The 17,455-nt window shown below is 68.1% G+C and carries 15 protein-coding genes; 8 read left to right on the top strand and 7 right to left on the bottom strand.

What is annotated here, in order from left to right:
• Positions 1-4: 4 nt before the first annotated feature.
• The 3 genes from ACFSC3_RS10540 to glpD are packed head-to-tail and all read right to left on the bottom strand — an operon-like array spanning position 5 to position 2,336.
• A complete protein-coding gene (locus ACFSC3_RS10540) occupies positions 5-505 on the bottom strand; it encodes a DUF5946 family protein (RefSeq protein WP_380940359.1) in 501 nt (166 codons plus the stop codon).
• On the bottom strand, positions 502-882 hold the full coding sequence (locus tag ACFSC3_RS10545; RefSeq protein ID WP_380940360.1) for a histidine triad nucleotide-binding protein: 381 nt from the start codon (positions 880-882) through the stop codon (positions 502-504). The genes ACFSC3_RS10540 and ACFSC3_RS10545 overlap by 4 nt, the downstream gene beginning before the upstream one ends.
• Positions 882-2,336 (bottom strand): glycerol-3-phosphate dehydrogenase, encoded by a 1,455-nt coding sequence (gene glpD / locus ACFSC3_RS10550; RefSeq protein ID WP_380940361.1) that lies wholly within the window; start codon positions 2,334-2,336, stop codon positions 882-884. The genes ACFSC3_RS10545 and glpD overlap by 1 nt, the downstream gene beginning before the upstream one ends.
• A gap of 171 nt (positions 2,337-2,507) precedes the next feature.
• Between glpD and rnr the strand changes: the two genes are divergently transcribed.
• Complete coding sequence (gene rnr, locus ACFSC3_RS10555; protein WP_380940362.1) at positions 2,508-4,730, top strand: ribonuclease R; 2,223 nt, start codon at positions 2,508-2,510, stop codon at positions 4,728-4,730.
• 180 nt (positions 4,731-4,910) lie between these two features.
• Here rnr and rpoZ read toward each other — a convergent pair whose 3' ends face one another.
• Positions 4,911-5,255: a DNA-directed RNA polymerase subunit omega gene (rpoZ, locus tag ACFSC3_RS10560; RefSeq protein ID WP_380940363.1), complete on the bottom strand. Its 345-nt coding sequence runs from the start codon at positions 5,253-5,255 to the stop codon at positions 4,911-4,913.
• Positions 5,256-5,372: 117 nt separating this feature from the next.
• On the opposite strand from rpoZ, the gene ACFSC3_RS10565 reads away from it, so the two are divergent.
• A complete protein-coding gene (locus tag ACFSC3_RS10565; RefSeq protein WP_380940364.1) occupies positions 5,373-6,542 on the top strand; it encodes a phospholipase D-like domain-containing protein in 1,170 nt (389 codons plus the stop codon).
• The gene (locus ACFSC3_RS10570) at positions 6,539-7,408 is read left to right on the top strand and encodes an ROK family protein (RefSeq protein ID WP_380940365.1); all 870 of its coding nucleotides are present in this window, start codon (positions 6,539-6,541) and stop codon (positions 7,406-7,408) included. Before ACFSC3_RS10565 ends, ACFSC3_RS10570 begins: the two co-directional genes overlap by 4 nt.
• 167 nt (positions 7,409-7,575) lie before the next feature.
• Here ACFSC3_RS10570 and fghA read toward each other — a convergent pair whose 3' ends face one another.
• Positions 7,576-8,418 carry an S-formylglutathione hydrolase gene (gene fghA, locus ACFSC3_RS10575; RefSeq protein WP_380940366.1) on the bottom strand — a complete coding sequence of 281 codons (843 nt, stop codon included), beginning with the start codon at positions 8,416-8,418 and terminating at the stop codon, positions 7,576-7,578.
• 35 nt (positions 8,419-8,453) lie between these two features.
• On the opposite strand from fghA, the gene ACFSC3_RS10580 reads away from it, so the two are divergent.
• The 5 genes from ACFSC3_RS10580 (at position 8,454) to ACFSC3_RS10600 (ending at position 15,386) form a co-directional block, all read left to right on the top strand.
• Positions 8,454-9,698, top strand: a complete 1,245-nt coding sequence (locus tag ACFSC3_RS10580) for a putative DNA modification/repair radical SAM protein (RefSeq protein WP_380940367.1) — start codon at positions 8,454-8,456, stop codon at positions 9,696-9,698.
• A 65-nt stretch (positions 9,699-9,763) separates the two neighbouring features.
• Complete coding sequence (locus tag ACFSC3_RS10585; RefSeq protein ID WP_380940368.1) at positions 9,764-10,249, top strand: hemerythrin domain-containing protein; 486 nt, start codon at positions 9,764-9,766, stop codon at positions 10,247-10,249.
• A gap of 167 nt (positions 10,250-10,416) precedes the next feature.
• A complete protein-coding gene (locus ACFSC3_RS10590) occupies positions 10,417-11,796 on the top strand; it encodes a UdgX family uracil-DNA binding protein (protein ID WP_380940369.1) in 1,380 nt (459 codons plus the stop codon).
• 240 nt (positions 11,797-12,036) lie between these two features.
• On the top strand, positions 12,037-14,508 hold the full coding sequence (locus ACFSC3_RS10595; RefSeq protein ID WP_380940910.1) for a circularly permuted type 2 ATP-grasp protein: 2,472 nt from the start codon (positions 12,037-12,039) through the stop codon (positions 14,506-14,508).
• A complete protein-coding gene (locus ACFSC3_RS10600) occupies positions 14,508-15,386 on the top strand; it encodes a transglutaminase family protein (protein ID WP_380940911.1) in 879 nt (292 codons plus the stop codon). Before ACFSC3_RS10595 ends, ACFSC3_RS10600 begins: the two co-directional genes overlap by 1 nt.
• A gap of 199 nt (positions 15,387-15,585) precedes the next feature.
• On the opposite strand, the gene ACFSC3_RS10605 is transcribed toward ACFSC3_RS10600, so the two are convergent.
• A complete protein-coding gene (locus ACFSC3_RS10605) occupies positions 15,586-16,311 on the bottom strand; it encodes an SDR family NAD(P)-dependent oxidoreductase (protein WP_380940370.1) in 726 nt (241 codons plus the stop codon).
• Positions 16,308-17,417 (bottom strand): fumarylacetoacetate hydrolase family protein, encoded by a 1,110-nt coding sequence (locus tag ACFSC3_RS10610; protein ID WP_380940371.1) that lies wholly within the window; start codon positions 17,415-17,417, stop codon positions 16,308-16,310. Before ACFSC3_RS10610 ends, ACFSC3_RS10605 begins: the two co-directional genes overlap by 4 nt.
• Between the last annotated feature and the right edge of the window lie 38 nt (positions 17,418-17,455).

The following is a 17,455-nucleotide window of genomic DNA, read 5'->3' on the forward strand; positions in this document are numbered from 1 at the left end:
TCCCCTATCGCTTCATGTTATCCGCCCGGGCGCGGATGGTGGCGTGCTGGTCACGCCAGGCGTCCCACGTCGCCCGTGCCCAATGCTCCACGGCGGCGCGGTGGACGGTGGGGTCGTCGGTCGGCGGCACGTCGGCGATGGTCACCGCATAGCCCGGCCGTGGCGGCAACTCGGGCAATGTCGTCCGGCGGCTCGCGAACGCCTGCATCTCGGCATTGGCCGCCGCGGCATCCAACCCGTCCTCTAGGATGCGCATCAGCCGCGCGAGATGCAGCCCGACCGATTGTATCGCCCGGCGCGATCCGTCGCCCGGGTGCTGGACCGCCCAGGTGTCGACTGACAGCCATTGGATCGGCATCAGTGCGGGCGTCGCATATTCTTGCGCCAGGATCGCACTGAACGACGCCCAGCACGCGGGCGACGATGTCATATAATCATGCACCGGCCCGTCGACCGCCGGCAGCACCGACCCGCAGCCCGGGCAGGTGACGAGGGCACTCGTCATGTCCGCGCGAGCATCGGGCCGAGCGGTTGTCCCGCGAAGACATGGACGTGCAGGTGCGGGACCACCTGGCCGGCATCCTGACCGATGTTGGCGAGCAGGCGGTAGCCGTCGGCGACCATTCCCGCCTGCCGCGCCACCGCGCCCACGGCGCGGACGAAGCCGGCGATCTCCGCGTCCGATCCGCGCGCGCTGAAGTCATCCCACGAGACATAGGCGCCGCGCGGGATGACCAGGATGTGCTGCGGCGCCTGGGGGGCGATGTCGTGGAAGGCGATCGCCCATTCGTCCTCGTAGACGCGCGTCGACGGGATTTCGCCGCGCAGGATCTTCGCGAAGATATTCTGGTCGTCGTAAGGTAGGGTCGCGTCGATCGGCATCACTGGTTCTCCCGGAAATAGGCCTCGACCGCGGCGACCGTGGCCGGATCGGCGGTCAGGCGGAGCTTGCTGCGGCGGTCGAGCACGTCGTCGGCGCTGCGTGCCCATTCGCGGGTGCGCATCCAGCCGAGCTCGACCGCGGTCAGACCGGCGCCGAACTCCGGCCCCATGTCGGCGATGGTGCGGACGTCGCCCAGCATCTCCCACAGACGCGTGCCATAGGCATGCGCCATCCGCGCCGAGCGCTGCTCGCCCAGGAACGGGAAGCGCTGGCGGACCGCTGACAGGAAGTTGTCGAAATCGCCGGTGTCGCCGCCGGGAAAGGCCCGGTCGTGCGTGACCGGGCGGGCGTCGAGCCCGATCGCCGGCGCGATCTTCGCCAATGCGTCTTCTGCCAGATGGCGGCCGGTCGTGATCTTGCCGCCGAACACGCTCAGCAGCGGCGGACCGCCGTCGTCGAGTTCCAGGACATAGTCGCGCGTGACCGCCTTCGCATCGGATGCGCCGTCGTCGAACAACGGGCGGACGCCGGACCAGCTGTCGACGATGTCCTCAGGCGCGATCGTCGTCGTGAAATGGGTGTTTGCCGCTGCGCACAGATAGGCGATCTCGTCGGACCCGATCCGCGCGTCCTCGGGGCGCTCGACGGGGATGTCGGTGGTGCCGATCGCGGTATAGTCCCGCAGCCACGGGATGGCGAAGACGATGCGGCCGTCCGGCTGCTGGAGGATATAGGCGTGGTCGCCGTCATAGAGCCGCGGCACAACGATGTGGCTGCCCTTGACCAGCCGGACGTGGCTGGCCGTGGTGACGCCGACCTTGGCGAACAGCTCGCCGACCCACGGCCCCGCGGCGTTGACGACGGCGCGGGCGAGCACGGTCCGTCCGTCGGACAGCGTGGCGCGCCAGTGATCGTCCTTGCGCCGCGCCGCGAGCAGGGCGGTGCGCGTCGCGATCTCCGCCCCCGCATCATGCGCGTCGATCGCATTGGCCAAGGTCAGCCGGGAATCGTCGACGAAGGCGTCGTAATAGACGAACCCCTTGGCCGCTCCGGTCAACGGGGCGCGATAGGCATCGTCCTTTGCGCGCAGCCTTCGCGAGCGCGGCAGCGTCGTCCCCAGCGCCAGCGCGTCATAGAGGTACAGCCCCGCGCGCACCATCCACCACGGCCGCACCGCATGGTCGTGCGGCAGGACGAACGCCATGGGGTGGATGAGATGCGGCGCGGCGCGGATCAGCCGCTCGCGCTCCTGCAGCGCCTCGCGCACCAGGGCGAACTCGTGATATTCCAGGTAGCGAAGGCCCCCGTGGATCAGCTTCGACGATGCCGACGAAGTATGCTGCGCCAGATCGTCGCGCTCGACCAGCAGCACCGACAGTCCCGACAGCGCCGCCTCGCGTGCGATCGCGCAGCCGTTGATCCCGCCGCCGACGATGAGGAGGTCGTACGCCATGAGCGACCTCGTCTAGGCCCTTGCCCCCGTGTTTTCCACCGTCATGCCGGACTCGATCCGGCATCCAGAGTCACAGAGGACGTCGCCCGTGGCCCTGGATGCCGGATCAAGTCCGGCATGACGGTGCGGTTCGAGGTGACGGACGCGGCGGGACACCCTATCTCTCCCCTCATGGTGAAACGCATTCCCGGCCTCCCCAGCCGTCAGCAGATCCTGAATTTCATCGCGACGAGCGATACGCCGGCCGGCAAGCGCGAGATCGCGCGCGCGTTTGCCCTGCATGGGCAGGACAAGATCGCGCTGAAGGCGCTGCTGAAGGACATGGCCGACGAAGGGCTGATCGATTCGGCCCCCGGTCGCGCCTTCCACAAGATGGGCGGCCTGCCCAAGGTCACCGTGCTGCGCATCGTCGACGTCGACGACGGCGGCAATGTCTGGGCACAGCCCGAACGCTGGGAGGCGGAGGGTGTCCCCGAACCGCGGCTGCGCGTGCGCGAACGCAAGCGCGGTGCCCTTGCCATCGGCGCGCGCATTCTCGCGCGGACGGAGGAAGCGGGGAACGGCTGGATCGCGCTTCCGATGAAGCTGCTGCCCGCCGGTGCCGATACGATCATGGGGGTGCTGCGCGAAGAGGGCGGCAAGCTGTTCCTGATGGGTCTCGACAAGAAGGACCGCCGCGACTGGCTGGTATCCGACGCGGACGGGGCCGAGGCGGGCGAGCTGGTCGTCGCCGAGCGCACCGGCCGGCCGCCCCGGATCACCGCACGGGTGGTGGAGCGACTGGGCGAGGCCTTCGCGCCGCGCAGTTTCTCGATGATCGCGATCGCCAAGCACGGCATCCCGCATGTCTTTTCGGACGAGCTGCTCGACGAGGCGACGCGGGTGGCGGCGCGGCCGCTCGGCGACGACCGGGAAGACCTGCGCCACCTGCCCATCGTCGCGATCGACCCGGTCGATGCGCGCGACCATGACGATGCGGTCTGGGCATCCCCCCGCGACGACGGCGGCTGGGACGCGATCGTCGCGATCGCCGACGTCAGCTTCTATGTCCGGCCGGGCTCGCTGCTCGACAAGGAAGCGCGGCGGCGGGGCAATTCGGTCTATTTCCCCGACCGTGTCGTGCCGATGCTGCCCGAAATTCTGTCGGCGGACGTGTGTTCGCTGAAGGCGTGCGTCGATCGTGCGGCTATGGCGTGTCACCTGCGTATCTCGGCGAAGGGGAAGATCGAAGACTGGCGGTTCTCGCGTGCCGTCGTGCGGCTGCGGGCGAACATCGCCTACGAGGATGCGCAGGCGATCATCGATGGCCGGGGCGGCGACTCGGCAGCGGATCTTCTGGGCATCCTCCAGCCCCTCTGGTCCTGTTGGCACGCACTCAACGCCGCCCGCACCGAGCGCGAACCGCTCGACCTCGACCTGCCCGAACGTCGCATCGTCCTCGACGAGCAGGGACGCATCCTGTCGGTCGCGCCGCGCGAGCGGCTCGACGCGCACAAGCTGATCGAGGATTACATGATCGCCGCCAACGTCGCCGCGGCGAAGGCGCTGGAGGCGAAGAAGCAGCCGGTCATGTACCGCGTCCACGAGCCGCCCGCACGCGAGAAGCTGGTCGCACTGAAGGAGTATCTGAAGACGCTGGGCGTCGAGTTCGCGCTCGGCCAGGTCATCCGCCCGGCGACCTTCAACCGCCTGCTCGAGAAGATCGGCGACAGCGACTTCCGTCCACAGGCAATGGAGCAGGTCCTGCGCACCCAGACCCAGGCCTATTACGGGCCGCAGAACGCCGGGCACTTCGGTTTGGCGCTCGGCAGCTACGCGCATTTCACGTCGCCGATCCGCCGCTATTCCGACGTCATGGTCCACCGGGCACTGGTGGCGGGCTATGGCCTGGGCGAGGGGGGGCTGACACCCGACGAAGCGGTCAATTTCGAACGCATCGGCGAAGGCATCAGCCAGCTCGAACGGCGCGCGATGGAGGCGGAGCGCGAAACTGCCGACCGCTATGTCGCCGCCTATCTGAGCGAGCATGTCGGCGAACTCCTGCCCGTCCGCATCACCGGCGTGCAGAGCTTCGGCTTTTTCGCGACGGTCGAGGGCGTCGGCGGCGACGGGCTGGTGCCGGCGCGCGATCTGGGCAGCGAATATTTCCGCTATGACGAGGCCGCCCAGCGGCTGGTCGGCGAGCATTCAGGGACCGAATTCGCGATCGGCCAGCGGCTGGAACTTCGGCTGGCAGAGGCCAATCCGGCGAACGGCGCGCTGCGCTTCGAGCTGCCCGACGGCAAGGGCTCGGCCGGCGGGTCGTTGCGCGAGGACCGCCGCGGCAAGCCTCCGCGCGTGCTCAAACGGCGCGGGCGGCCGGCCAACATCCGGCATCAGGGGAAGCGGCGGTAAGGGGGGGTGCTTCATACGTCATGCCCGGACTTGATCCGGCATCCAGAGCCGCAAGCGACGTCGCCTGTGATCCTGGATGCCGGATCAAGTCCGGCATGACGTCGGTGGTAGCACAAACCAAAAAGGGCCGCCGGCTTGTCGCCCGCGGCCCTTTCGAAACTTCAACGACCAGCCGAACGATCAGCCGTCGTAATCGCCACCCACGTTGGTGTTGCGCGGCGGCGCGGCGGCCGTCAGGCGCAGGGCTTCGGCCGATGCGGCCAGCGAGCCGATTTCGTCCGGAGCCTCCTCGTCGTCGATCTGAACCTTCTGCAGGCCCGACACGACCGATTCTTCCAGCTGGTTCGGGCGCACCGTCTGCTCGGCGATTTCGCGCAGGGCCACGACCGGGTTCTTGTCACGATCGCGGTCGATGGTCAGTTCCGCGCCGCCCGAAATCTGGCGCGCGCGCTGGGCCGCCAGCAGCACCAGGTCGAAACGGTTCGGGATCTTGTCGACGCAATCTTCGACGGTAACGCGCGCCATCGGCGGTTCCTTGAGGCTAATACCGGGGTCCGGGAGAGCGCGGCAGATAGGCTGGGAGGCGCCCTGAGTCAAGGAAATCGGCTTGCCGCCCGCGTGCCGCCGCGTCACAGGGGGCTGATGGCCGATCCGCCCGTGCAGCCGACCTTCACCGTGGAGGGCAATGCGCTGACGCTGCTCGATACCGGGCCGCGGCGGCTGGATGCGCTGCTGGCGCTGATCGCGGGGGCGAAGCGGTCGCTGCGGCTGCTGTTCTACATCTATGTCGACGACCGTGCGGGCCGGGCGATCCGCGACGCGCTGATCGAGGCGCGGCGGCGTGGTGTCGCAGTGTCGCTGACGATCGATGGGATGGGCAGCGAGCCGGCCGCGGCACGGGACTTCTTCGGCCCGTTGGCGGCGGCGGGCGCCAACGTCTGCCAGTTCATTCCGCGCTGGGGCCGGCGCTATCTGCTGCGCAATCACCAGAAGCTGGCGATCGCCGACGAGGCGCAGGCCATCGTCGGCGGGTTCAACGTGCAGGACAGCTATTTCGGGACGCCCGCCGAACAGGCGTGGCGCGACCTGGGGCTGCTGGTCGAGGGGCCGGCGGTGGCGCGGCTGGCGGGCTATTATGATGCGCTGGCCAAATGGATGCACACGCCCAAGGCGAAAATGCGCGCGTTGCGCAAGCTGCTGCGGCGGTGGAGCGAGCCGCGCGGCAACGCCCGCTGGCTGCTCGGCGGACCGACGCGGCGGCTGTCCCCCTGGGCCAAGGTCGTGCGCGACGACATGCGCCGCGCCGCGCGGACCGACATCATCGCCGGCTATTTCGCGCCGAGCCCGGCGATGCTGCGTCGGCTCGACAAGGTGGGGCTGCGCGGCAACGTGCGTGTGGTGCTGCCGTCGAAGACCGACCACGGCGCCGCGCTGTGGGCGTCGCATTTCACCTACGCCGGACTGCTGCGCAAGGGCGTGCAGATCTTCGAGTATCAGCCGACCAAGCTGCACACGAAACTCTATGTTATCGACGATACCGTCCATATCGGGTCGGCCAATTTCGACATGCGCAGCCTGTTCCTGAACCTGGAACTGATGCTGCGCGTCCACGACCCGGCCTTTGCGCGCCATGTCCGCGCCTATGTCGACGGCGAAATCGCCAACTCGACACAGATCAGCGAAACGCTCTATCGGGCGCGCACGACGCCCTGGATGCGGGTCAAGCAATTCGCCGCTTATTTCGTGATGGCGGTGCTTGATCCCAGTGTGTCGCGGGGGCTGAATTTCGGGAACGAAGGGGCAATCGAGTGATCGCAGGATTGGAGCTGGGCGGCACGAAGTGCGTCGCGCTGCTGGGGGATGGGCCGAACCGGATCATCGAGCGGGTCGGCGTGCCGACGACGACGCCGGAGGAGACGGTGGGCGCGCTCGAACAGGCGCTCGACGGGTGGCAGTTCGACCGCATCGGCATCGCGTCGTTCGGACCGATCGACCTGACCCCGAACACCGCGGCCTATGGCTCGATCGCGGGGACGACCAAGCCGGGCTGGAGCGGCACCGCGCTCCATGCGCGCTTCGCCGGGCGCTACGGCAAGCCGTGCGCGATCGAGACCGACGTCGTCGGCGCGGCGCTGGCCGAGGGGCAGTGGGGTGCGGCGCAGGGGATGGCCGATCACATCTACATCACGATCGGCACGGGCGTCGGCATCGGCGCCGTTGTGAACGGCCGTCCGGCGGGTGGCGTCGCGCATGGCGAGGCCGGGCACATGCGCATCAAGCGTGCGACGGGCGACGACTTCGCCGGCTGGTGCCATTTTCATGGCGACTGCGTGGAGGGCCTGGTGTCCGGGCCGGCGCTGGCGCTGCGGACGGGCATCAAGGGGGCCGACATCCCGCACGATCATCCGGTGTGGGACCACGCTGCGCACGACATCGCGATGCTGCTCCACAACCTCGTCATCACCCTAGCGCCGGAGCGGATTGCGCTCGGCGGCGGCATCCCCTCCGCGCGGCCCGAGCTGTTCCCGATGATCCGCGTGAAGCTGGCGGAGAGCCTGGCGGGCTACGGCATGTTCGGCCGCTATGCGTCGGAACTCGACACGCGGCTGGGACCGCCGGGGCTGGGTGACATGGCGGGGCCGCTCGGGGCGATCGCTGTGGGGATGACGGCTGCGTAGGGAAGAAGGAAGTTTTGATTCACGCAAAGGCGCGAAGGCGCAAAGAGGCTGCAATTTTTGTCTCGCGCCAGCGAGACCTTCAAGCCCCTGGCAAGAGGCTGAAGGCCGCTATCGCGGCAAGCGAGACATCTTCGCGCCTTTGCGCCTTTGCGTGAACAAAACCTTCTTCACTTCTTCAACCGCTCCGCATGCCACGCGACATGATCGGCCATGAAGGTCAAGATGAATAGATAGCTATGGTCATACCCCGCCTGCATCCGAAGCGTCAGCGGGATGCCGGCCCGCTCGCAGGCGGCGGCGAGTAGCTCGGGCTTCAACTGCTCGGCCAGGAAGCCGTCCGCCTCGCCCTGATCGACCAGCAACTCGTCCACCCGCGCGCCGTCGTTGATCAGCGCGCAGGCGTCGTACGACCGCCATGCCGCCTTGTCGGCCCCGAGATAACCGCCCAGCGCCTTCTCTCCCCACGGACAGTTCAGCGGTGAGGCGATCGGCGCGAAGGCGGACACGCTGCGGAAACGCCCTTCGTTGCGTAACGCGATCGTCAGCGCCCCGTGCCCGCCCATCGAATGGCCGAAGATCGACTGGCGCGTCAGGTCGGCCACCGGAAATTCGGCCGCGACGAGGGCGGGCAATTCGTCCTCCACATAGCGCTTCATCCGGAAGTTCGCCGCCCATGGCTCCTCCGTCGCATCGACGTAGAAGCCCGCGCCTTGGCCGAAGTCCCAGCTCGCGTCGTCCGGCACGCCCTCGCCGCGGGGCGACGTATCCGACGCGATCAGGATGACGCCATGTTCGGCGCACGCCCGGCGATACTCGCCCTTGTCCATGACGTTGGCGTGAGTGCAGGTCAGGCCAGACAGATACCACAGCACCGGCAGCCGCGTGCCCTCCTCGTGCGGCGGCACATAGACCGCGAAGGTCATGTCGGTGCCGGTCGCTTCGGACGCATGGCGGTACACGCCCTGAACGCCACCGAACGCCCTGCTTTCGCTAAGTTTTTCAAGCGGCACTGGATTCTCCTGTGTTGAGAACGTATATCGAACGCATGGCCCAGCTCGACGTCCGCGAGAAGCTCGAAATCCTCGCCGATGCGGCGAAATACGATGCGTCCTGCGCGTCATCGGGCACCTCTAAGCGCAACTCGGTCGGTGGCAAGGGCATCGGGTCGACCGAAGGCAGCGGCATCTGTCACGCCTATGCGCCGGACGGCCGCTGCATCAGCCTGCTGAAGATCCTGCTGACGAACAGCTGCGTGTTCGACTGCCATTACTGCATCAACCGCAAGAGCTCGAACGTCCGCCGCGCGCGCTTTACCGCGCAGGAGGTCGTCACCCTCACCCTCAGCTTCTACCGGCGCAATTATATCGAGGGGCTGTTCCTCTCGTCGGGCATCATCAAGTCGTCCAACTATACGATGGAGCAGATCGTCGAGGTCGCGCGCAGCTTGCGCGAGGACCACGATTTCCGTGGCTATATCCACTTAAAGACCATCCCCGACGCCGACCCGGAGCTGGTTCATCAGGCCGGGCTCTACGCCGACCGCGTGTCGATCAACGTCGAGCTGCCGACCGTCGGCGGACTCCAGCGGCTGGCGCCCGAAAAGGACATCGGCCGGATCGAAGGCGCGATGGCCGATACCAAGTCGGCGATCATCGACACCAAGGATGCGCGCAAGAAGTACAAGTCGGCGCCGAAATTCGCGCCCGCCGGCCAGTCGACCCAGATGATCGTCGGCGCCGATGCCGCGACCGATCGCGACATCGTCGGCAAGGCGGCGAGTCTCTACGACCGCTTCAGCCTGCGCCGCGTCTATTATTCGGCGTTCAGCCCGATCCCGGAGGCGTCGTCGGTCCTGCCACTGAAGCGCCCACCGCTGATGCGCGAACACCGGCTGTACCAGTCCGACTGGCTGATGCGCTTCTACGACTATACGCCGACCGAGGTTCAGGCGGCGGTCGACCCGGCGACGGGCATGCTGCCGCTCGACATCGATCCCAAGCTCGCCTGGGCGCTGAAGTTCCGCGAGCGGTTCCCGGTCGACGTCAATCGTGCGCCTAAGGAGATGCTGCTGCGCGTGCCGGGGCTGGGCACGAAGGCGGTCGCGTCGATCCTGTCGGCGCGACGCTGGCGGCGGTTGCGGCTCGACGACGTCGCGCGGTTGACCGTGTCGATCGCCAAGATCCGTCCCTTCATCGTCACCGAGGACTGGCGCCCGACGCTGATCGACGGTCGCGCCGATCTGCGCCCGATCGTCGCGCCCAAGCGTGAGCAGATGGAGCTGTTCGCCTGAGAATGACTCGCGGGTGAAACACGGTCGCCTTTCGCCGGTTGGCGCCAGCGAAGGAGACACCCGCCATGGCTGAAGCTCAAATCTATCTCGACCTGAAGGCCGATCACGACAAGCATCGCGAGATGCTGGAACAGCTCGGCGAACTGAGCGGCGACGATGCCAAGCGCAAGAAATTGTTCGAGAGCTTCCGCATCGAAATCGCCGCTCACGCCGCCGCCGAGGAGGAGTCGCTTTATGCGACGATGCTCGGCAATCCCGAATTGCGCGACGACGCGCGCCATTCGGTCAGCGAGCATAAGGAAGTCGACGACCTGATCGGCGAGATGATGGATCTCGACTTCGGCGGCGACGAATGGGAAGCGAAATTCCACCAGATGCGCCATCGCTACCTCCACCATATCGAAGAGGAGGAAGAGGAGATGTTCCCGGCCGCGACCAAGGAACTCGACGACGCGACCGAGGAGGAGCTGGCCGAGACCTATGAGGATCGCAAGCCAAAGGAACTGGAGCTGGCGAAGGAAAAGCCGGCCGGGAGCGACGAGCGGGAGTGAGTATGCCGTGGCTAAATTCCTCCCCGAACTTGTCTCGGGGAGGGGGACCATCGCGTAGCGATGGTGGAGGGGCTTGGATCGTACGGCGCGTGCCGCGCCGCCCCTCCACCACTCGGCTCCGCCGAGCGGTCCCCCTCCCCCAGCAAGCTGGGGGAGGATTTTAAGTCGTGCGCCTGGCCACCCTCGCATCCGAAGACGACTTCGACGGCTGGCGCGACGCCGCGCGCAACCTCGCTGCCGCACAGGTAGCGCCGTCGGAGGTCGTCTGGCAGGTCGGGGAAACCCCCGCCGACCTGTTCGGCGACGAGGCCGTCCTCGAATCCCGCGCCCCCGCGTTCAAGGTTCCGCGACCGTTCGTCGACCTTGCCCGCACCGTCGCGCTGCACGCCGACCCCGAGCGCTGGGCGCTACTCTACACCGCGCTGACCCGCGTGCTCGCCCAGCCGAAACTGGTCGACGACCGTGCCGACCCGCTGATCCGCAAGCTCGACGAGATGGCCAAGGCCGTCCGCCGCGACATCCACAAGATGCGCGCCTTCGTCCGCTTCCGCGAGGTCGAGCAGGATGGCGACACGCGATATGTCGCGTGGTTCGAACCCGAACATCATATCGTTCGCGAGAACGGGCGCTTCTTCGTCAATCGCTTCACGGCGATGCGCTGGTCGATCCTGACCCCGGAACTATCGATCCACTGGGACGGCGAAGTGCTGTCCGAAGGCCCGGCTGCATCCAAGGCCGACGCGCCGGAAGGCGATCCGATCGAGGAGGTGTGGAAGACCTATTACGCCTCCATCTTCAACCCCGCGCGGTTGAAGGTCGGCGCGATGCTGAAGGAAATGCCGCGAAAATATTGGAAGAACATGCCCGAAACCGCGCTGGTGGGGCAGTTGGTCGCCGGCGCGCAGGCACGCGAGGTGGCGATGATCGACAAGGCACGGACCGCGGTGGGCGGCAACATCGCGGGCGCCTGGGCCGCGCTGCGCGAAGAGGCGATGGGCTGCACCCGCTGCCACCTCTACAAGCACGCGACCCAGACGGTGTTCGGCGAAGGTCCGGTCGATGCGCGGATGATGTTCGTCGGCGAACAGCCCGGCGATCAGGAGGATCTGGCCGGCCACCCCTTCGTCGGGCCGGCGGGGCGGGTGTTCGACCGCGCGATGGGCGACGCCGGGATCGATCGCGCGGGCGTCTACGTCACCAACGCGGTCAAGCACTTCAAGTTCGAACCGCGCGGCAAGCGCCGCATCCACGCCAAGCCCGACGCAGGCGAGATCGACGCGTGCCGCTGGTGGATCGACCAGGAACTGGCGCTGGTGAAGCCGGAAATGACGGTGGCGCTGGGCGCGACGGCGGCGCGGTCGCTGATGGGCAAGGTCGTCACCATCTCGAAGACCCGCGGGGCGCCGATCGCTTTGCCGAGCGGGGGCACGGGCTGGGTAACGGTCCACCCCAGCTACCTGCTGCGCCTGCCCGACAAGGCCCAGGCGGAGGATGAGTACGCACGTTTCGTCGAGGATCTGAAGGCCGCCGCGGCGTATGTGGGTTGAGGCAGAAAAGGACTGTTCACGCAAAGGCGCAAAGGCGCGAAGACCTTTGGACATTTCGTCGCGCGGTCGTCGGTCAAACGGCGCTAGTGGCGCCCTCCGGTCGGTGGCGCGAAGCAGGAAATCTTTGCGCCTTTGCGCCTTTGCGTGAACAGTCTTCTCTTCTTCGTTGCGCCCGCCGACACTTTGTGGTCGGACACCGAAGCAAGGCACCAAGGGGCATAAGTGGCAAGCGATCCGGTCATGGCGAGCGTAACCGACGCCGGCGCGGTCGCGGCGGAGTGGCTGACGGCCTATTGCGGCGACCGTCCGAAGGGCGATGTGCTGTGCACCGCTCGCGGCGCGGACCAGGCCGCGTGGCTGATCGCGCTGGAGGAACTGGCGGGTATCGGTAGCGGGGCGCTCGACGAGACGCGCGACCGAGTGCAGCGGCATGCCAGCGATATCGGCACGGGCTTTCGCGTCGCCGGGGAAGTCGCCGAGCGCCCCTGGCCGCTGTCGCCCGTACCGCTGCTGATCGGCCGCGATGAATGGGCAAAGATCGCGCGCGGCGTCACCCAGCGCGCCGACCTGCTGGAGATGGTGGTCGCCGATATCTACGGACCCGGCCGATTGGTCGCGCAAGGCCATCTCCCCGCCGCGATCGTCACCGGCAGCCCGCATTTCCTGCGCCCGATGGTCGGGCTGACGCCGCCGGGCGGCCGGCACCTGCATTTCTACGCGGTCGATCTGTGTCGCGGTCCTGCCGGCGACTGGCGCGTGCTGGCCGATCACGTCCGCGCGCCGGTCGGTGCGGGCTATGCGCTGGAGAACCGGCTGGCCGTTGCGCGGACGCTGGGCGGGCTTCAGTCGCGGCTCAACATCGAACGCCACGCGCCGTTCTTCGCCGCCTTCCGCGATGGCTTGGCCGCGATGTGCCGCCGGGCCGAGCCGCGCATCGGCCTGCTGACCCCCGGGCGGTTCAGCCCCAGCTATGCCGAACAGGCGCATCTCGCGCGCTATCTGGGCTTCCTGCTGGTCGAGGGTGCCGACCTCGCGGTGCGCGAGGACCAGCTCTATGTGCGGACCATCGCGGGCTTGAAGCGGATCGATGCGCTGTGGCACCGCGTCGATCCACGGCTGCTCGATCCGCTCGCCTTCGATTCCACCTCCCGCATCGGCGTCGCCGGGCTGATCGATGCAATGGCGACCGGCCATGTCGTGCTGTCCTCCGCGCCCGGAGTCGGCGTGGTGGAAAGCGCGGCGATGAACGCCTTCCTTCCGCAGATCGCGACCCGCTTGACCGGCGCCAGCCTGATCCTGCCCAATGTCGCGACATGGTGGTGTGGCGGCCGGGCGCAGGCTGCTGAGGTCCGCGACAACCTCGACCGCATGGTCATCGCACCCGCCTTCGACAGTCGGCCGCTGGGGTTGCCCGATGGCCGTCCGACGCTGGGGAGCGATCTCGACCCCGATGCGCGCGCGCTGCTGCTCGCCGATATGGAGCGGCGGCCGCAGGATTATGTCGGGCAGGAGGTTGTCCGTCTGTCGACCATGCCGGTGGTCGCCGAGGGCGGGCTGGCGCCGCGACCGTTCACCCTGCGCGTCTTCGCCGCGCGCGATGGCGCGGGGCGGTGGACGGTCCTGCCCGGCGGCTTCGCGCGCATCGGCGAGCATCCGGACGAGCGCGCCGCGATCATGGGCGAGGGCAATTGGTCCGCCGACGTCTGCATCCACGGGCCGGAGCCGGTCGACAACCTGTCGCTGCTGCCGCCCGCCGACACGGTCAACCTGCGCCGCAATCCGGGGACGCTGCCCAGCCGCGTCGCCGACAATCTCTTCTGGCTCGGCCGCTATCTCGAACGCGGTGAGGCGCTGCTCGGCGCGATCCGTGTGTTGCTCGGCCATTCGATCGGCGCAGATACCGGCGCGGCATTGGCGCCGGACACGGTGTGGCGCCTCGTCGGCCTGATCGTCGGCTCCGGTGCCGCGCCGCCGCCCTACGGGATTGCCCGTGCCGATCTGGTCCGTTTTGCCCGCACTGCGCTGGAGGCCGAGGAGGGCTACAGCGTGCGCATAGTCAACAATCAGGCGCGCATCATCGGTGAGGGATCGCGCGACCGGTTGTCGGCGGACATGATCCGCCTGCTCGACGCCCCGCATCCGGCGCGCGGCCATCTGCTCGATCGCGCTGGCTCGCTCCAGCGCCGCTACGCCGCGCTCGCCGGGCTGTCGGCCGAGCATATGGGGCGCAGCGACGGCTGGCGGTTCCATGACCTCGGCCGCCGCATCGAACGCGCGACGACCGTCGCGGCGGCCGTCCGTGCGCTGGGAGCGCCGCAGGCGAGCGCCGACGACCTGTCGACCCTGCTCGACCTCGCCAACAGCCAGATCAGCTACCGCCAGCGCTATCTGACCGGCATCGCCCGGGTGCCTGTGCTCGATCTGGTCGCGCTCGATCCCGGCAACCCGCGTGGCATCGCTTATCAGGTCGATGCCATCGTCGACCATCTGCGCCGCCTGCCGGTGCTCGACGACGACGGCCTGGCCGAATCGCAACAGGCGCTGGCGACGGCACTCATTGCCCGGGTTTCGACTCTGCGCGCGGTCGACATCGACGACGACGCGATGACCGACATGACCAACCGCCTGTTCGCGCTGTCGAGCGCGATCGCCCGCCGCTATTTCCTGCAAGGCGCCGAACCCTTGCGCGCTGCCGGGTTGACGCTGGCATGATGCGCTACGCCATCAAGCATATCACGCGGTTCGACTATGCCGCGCCGGTCGGATTCGCACGCTGCAACCTGCGTCTGCGGCCGATCCTGTGGTCGGGGCAAGACCTGATCGACTATGACCTCTCGATCGAGCCGGGCGGGCGCACCTTCCCGGCGCGGGCGGAGGCGGGCCTCGCCAATGTGACGCGACTGGTCGTGGAAAGCCCGGCGCGGTCGCTGACCATCACCAGCAGTGCGACGGTCGTCGTCAATCGGCCGATTCCGGTGCCGAGCCCCTCGGACCCGACACTGCGAGAAGTCGCCGCGCTCGCCCGCACCAGCCGCGACATGGGACCGGCGAGTCCCGCCGCCTATCTCTTCGCCTCGCCGCGCATCGCGCTAGACCCCGTCATCCGGGACTGGTGCGCGCTCGATCTCGACCCCGACCGCGGCGCGCTGGAGGCGGCGATCGCGCTCGCGCGCCGCATCCAGCACGACTTCGCCTTCGACCCGTCGGCGACGCTGGTCGACACGCCCCCGCGCGAGGCGTTCGATGCCCGCGGGGGCGTGTGCCAGGATTTCGCGCAGATCATGATTACGGGTCTTCGCGCAGCGGGGCTGCCGGCGGCCTATTGCTCGGGCTATCTGCGCACGTTGCCGCCGCCGGGGCAGGAACGACTGGTCGGCGCGGACGCGACCCACGCCTGGGTGCTGCTGTGGTGCGGGCCGGACCATGGCTGGGTCGGGGTCGATCCGACCAACGGCATCTGGATGGCGGAGGATCACGTGGTGATGGCCATCGGCCGCGACTATGCCGACATCGCCCCGATCGACGGCGTGGTGCTGGGATCGGGCGCGCAGAAGATGCATGTATCAGTGGATGTAGAGCCGCTGGGCTAACGTCCGTTCCCGTTCCCGTTCCCTTTCGTGCTGAGCGAAGTCGAAGCACCGTACTCCAATACGCCCGCGCATCGCTCGCGGCACGAACGGGGGAGGCGCATCGCGTCGCGGCAAAGCCGCGCCGTCGACCGGATTGCACCCGCCGGCCGGCGAGCGATCCGCGACGCAGATTAGCTTTCGCTAATCCGCTGATCGGTCTTCAACGCCAACCCGCGTCGACGAAATAGTCGTGCCCGGTAATCATCCGCGCATCGTCCGATGCGAGGAACAGCGCCAGCGCCGCGACATCGGCCGGTTGAATCCGTCCGTCGAGACACTGCGCCGCGACGATCTCCGCTTCCCCTTCCGGCGTGTACCATTTCTCCTGCCGCGGGGTCTGGACGTTGCCCGGCACGATCGTGTTCACCCGGATGCCATGCCGGCCGAGATCGCGAGCGAGCGAGCGGGTCATCCCCTCGATCGCGGCCTTGGCGGTCTGGTAGAGGACGAGGTCCGGCAGCCCCAAGTGCCAGCTGATCGAACCGAGGTTCAGGATGACCCCGCGCCCCTGTGCCTTCATTCCCGGCACCACCGCCTGCGCGGCGAAGAACTTGTGGCGCAGGTTCACCGCCAGCCGCTCGTCCCAATAGGCGGGGGTCACGTCCTCGACGCTATGGCGATCGTCGTTCGCGGCATTGTTGATCAGCACGTCGACCGGCCCGATCGCGGCGAAGGTCGCCTGCAGCGCAGCGATGTCGGTCAGGTCACAGTGATGGAAGGTCGCATCCGTGCGCGCTGCGACGGCGCTGCCGTCCGATACGTCGAGGAAGTCGACCGTCGCGCCCTGTTCGGCGAAGGCGGTGACGAAGCCCTCGCCGATGCCCGACGCGCCGCCGGTCACGATGACGCGGCGACCGGCAAGGCTCGAGTAGCGCGTATTGCTCATGCCAGCATCCCCCGCTTGGCCAGATTGGTCATCAGCGCGCCGATGCCGGTGTCCCAGCGCGGCGCGTCGGGGCAGTGGACGACGCGGTTGACCAGCCGCCCGAGGAGCGGGTTGGCGATCGTCACCACATCGCCCGGCTTGTGCGTGAAGCCGCGGCCGGGGGCATCACGGTCGTCGGTCGGCGCGAACAGGGTGCCGCAGAACAGCACGAAGCCGTCGGGATAGTCGTGCTGGCTCATCGCCTGGCGCGCCAACTCGGCCAGATCGCGGCTGATCTGGTCCATCGAATTAACGCCGTTCAGCACATAGCCCTCCGGCCCGTCGATGCGCAGCGTGATCTTGGCGGCACGCACGTCGTCCAGCGTGAAGCCATCGTCGAACAGGCGGGCGAACGGCCCGACCGCGGTCGCCGCGCGATTGTCCTTGGCCTTGCCGAGCAGCAGCGCCGACCGCCCCTCGAAATCGCGCAGGTTGACGTCGTTGCCCAGCGCCGCGCCGACGATTTCCCCGGCCGCCGTCACGACCAGCACCACTTCGGGCTCTGGGTTGTTCCAGGCCGAATCGTCCCGCACGCCGATGTCCGAGCCCGCGCCGACCGAAGACAGCGGCGGTCCTTTCGTGAAAATCTCCGCATCGGGGCCGATCGCAACCTCCAGATATTGCGACCACAACCCGTCCTCGATCAGCGCCGCCTTCAGCGCCGCCGCCTCGTCCGATCCCGGTACGACCGACCGCAGCGATCCGCCGATCCGCCCCTCCAGCTTGGCCCGGACGCCCTCCGCCGCGCCGGCGTCACCGCGCGCGGCTTCCTCGATCACGCGTTCGAGCGCGGAATTGGCGAAGGTGACCCCCGCGGCCTTGATGCACTGAAGGTCGATCGGGCTGAGCAGATCGCCGTCGATCGTATCGAGCGGCCCGATGGCGGTACCACCCGACAGGTCGCCGCGCGCGATCAGATGCGAAACGGTCGGCGCGACCGCGCTCATGTCGTGTGCGATGCCGCCCCGCACGGCGATCGGCGTCGGGCCGTCGCCGAAATCGACCCGGCCCACCAACGTCGCATCGCGCCAGTCGTCGGGCAGCAGCGTGGCGTCGATCGGCATCATGTCTCTCCCAAAACTCAGACAAGACCCCTGCGTCGCAG

The sequence above is a fragment of the Sphingomonas floccifaciens genome (assembly GCF_042681125.1).
In the GTDB taxonomy this organism is placed as follows: Bacteria; Pseudomonadota; Alphaproteobacteria; order Sphingomonadales; family Sphingomonadaceae; genus Sphingomonas; species Sphingomonas floccifaciens.

Excerpts from the sequence above, each read along its gene's own strand:
- ACFSC3_RS10540 (WP_380940359.1), bottom strand. The coding sequence starts at position 505 with ATGACGAGTGCCCTCGTCACCTGCCCGGGCTGCGGGTCGGTGCTGCCG.
- rnr (WP_380940362.1), top strand. The coding sequence starts at position 2,508 with ATGGTGAAACGCATTCCCGGCCTCCCCAGCCGTCAGCAGATCCTGAAT.
- ACFSC3_RS10595 (WP_380940910.1), top strand. The coding sequence starts at position 12,037 with ATGGCGAGCGTAACCGACGCCGGCGCGGTCGCGGCGGAGTGGCTGACG.
- rpoZ (WP_380940363.1), bottom strand. The coding sequence starts at position 5,255 with ATGGCGCGCGTTACCGTCGAAGATTGCGTCGACAAGATCCCGAACCGT.
- ACFSC3_RS10605 (WP_380940370.1), bottom strand. The coding sequence starts at position 16,311 with ATGAGCAATACGCGCTACTCGAGCCTTGCCGGTCGCCGCGTCATCGTG.
- ACFSC3_RS10565 (WP_380940364.1), top strand. The coding sequence starts at position 5,373 with ATGGCCGATCCGCCCGTGCAGCCGACCTTCACCGTGGAGGGCAATGCG.
- ACFSC3_RS10610 (WP_380940371.1), bottom strand. The coding sequence starts at position 17,417 with ATGATGCCGATCGACGCCACGCTGCTGCCCGACGACTGGCGCGATGCG.
- ACFSC3_RS10585 (WP_380940368.1), top strand. The coding sequence starts at position 9,764 with ATGGCTGAAGCTCAAATCTATCTCGACCTGAAGGCCGATCACGACAAG.
- glpD (WP_380940361.1), bottom strand. The coding sequence starts at position 2,336 with ATGGCGTACGACCTCCTCATCGTCGGCGGCGGGATCAACGGCTGCGCG.
- ACFSC3_RS10600 (WP_380940911.1), top strand. The coding sequence starts at position 14,508 with ATGCGCTACGCCATCAAGCATATCACGCGGTTCGACTATGCCGCGCCG.
- ACFSC3_RS10580 (WP_380940367.1), top strand. The coding sequence starts at position 8,454 with ATGGCCCAGCTCGACGTCCGCGAGAAGCTCGAAATCCTCGCCGATGCG.
- ACFSC3_RS10545 (WP_380940360.1), bottom strand. The coding sequence starts at position 882 with ATGCCGATCGACGCGACCCTACCTTACGACGACCAGAATATCTTCGCG.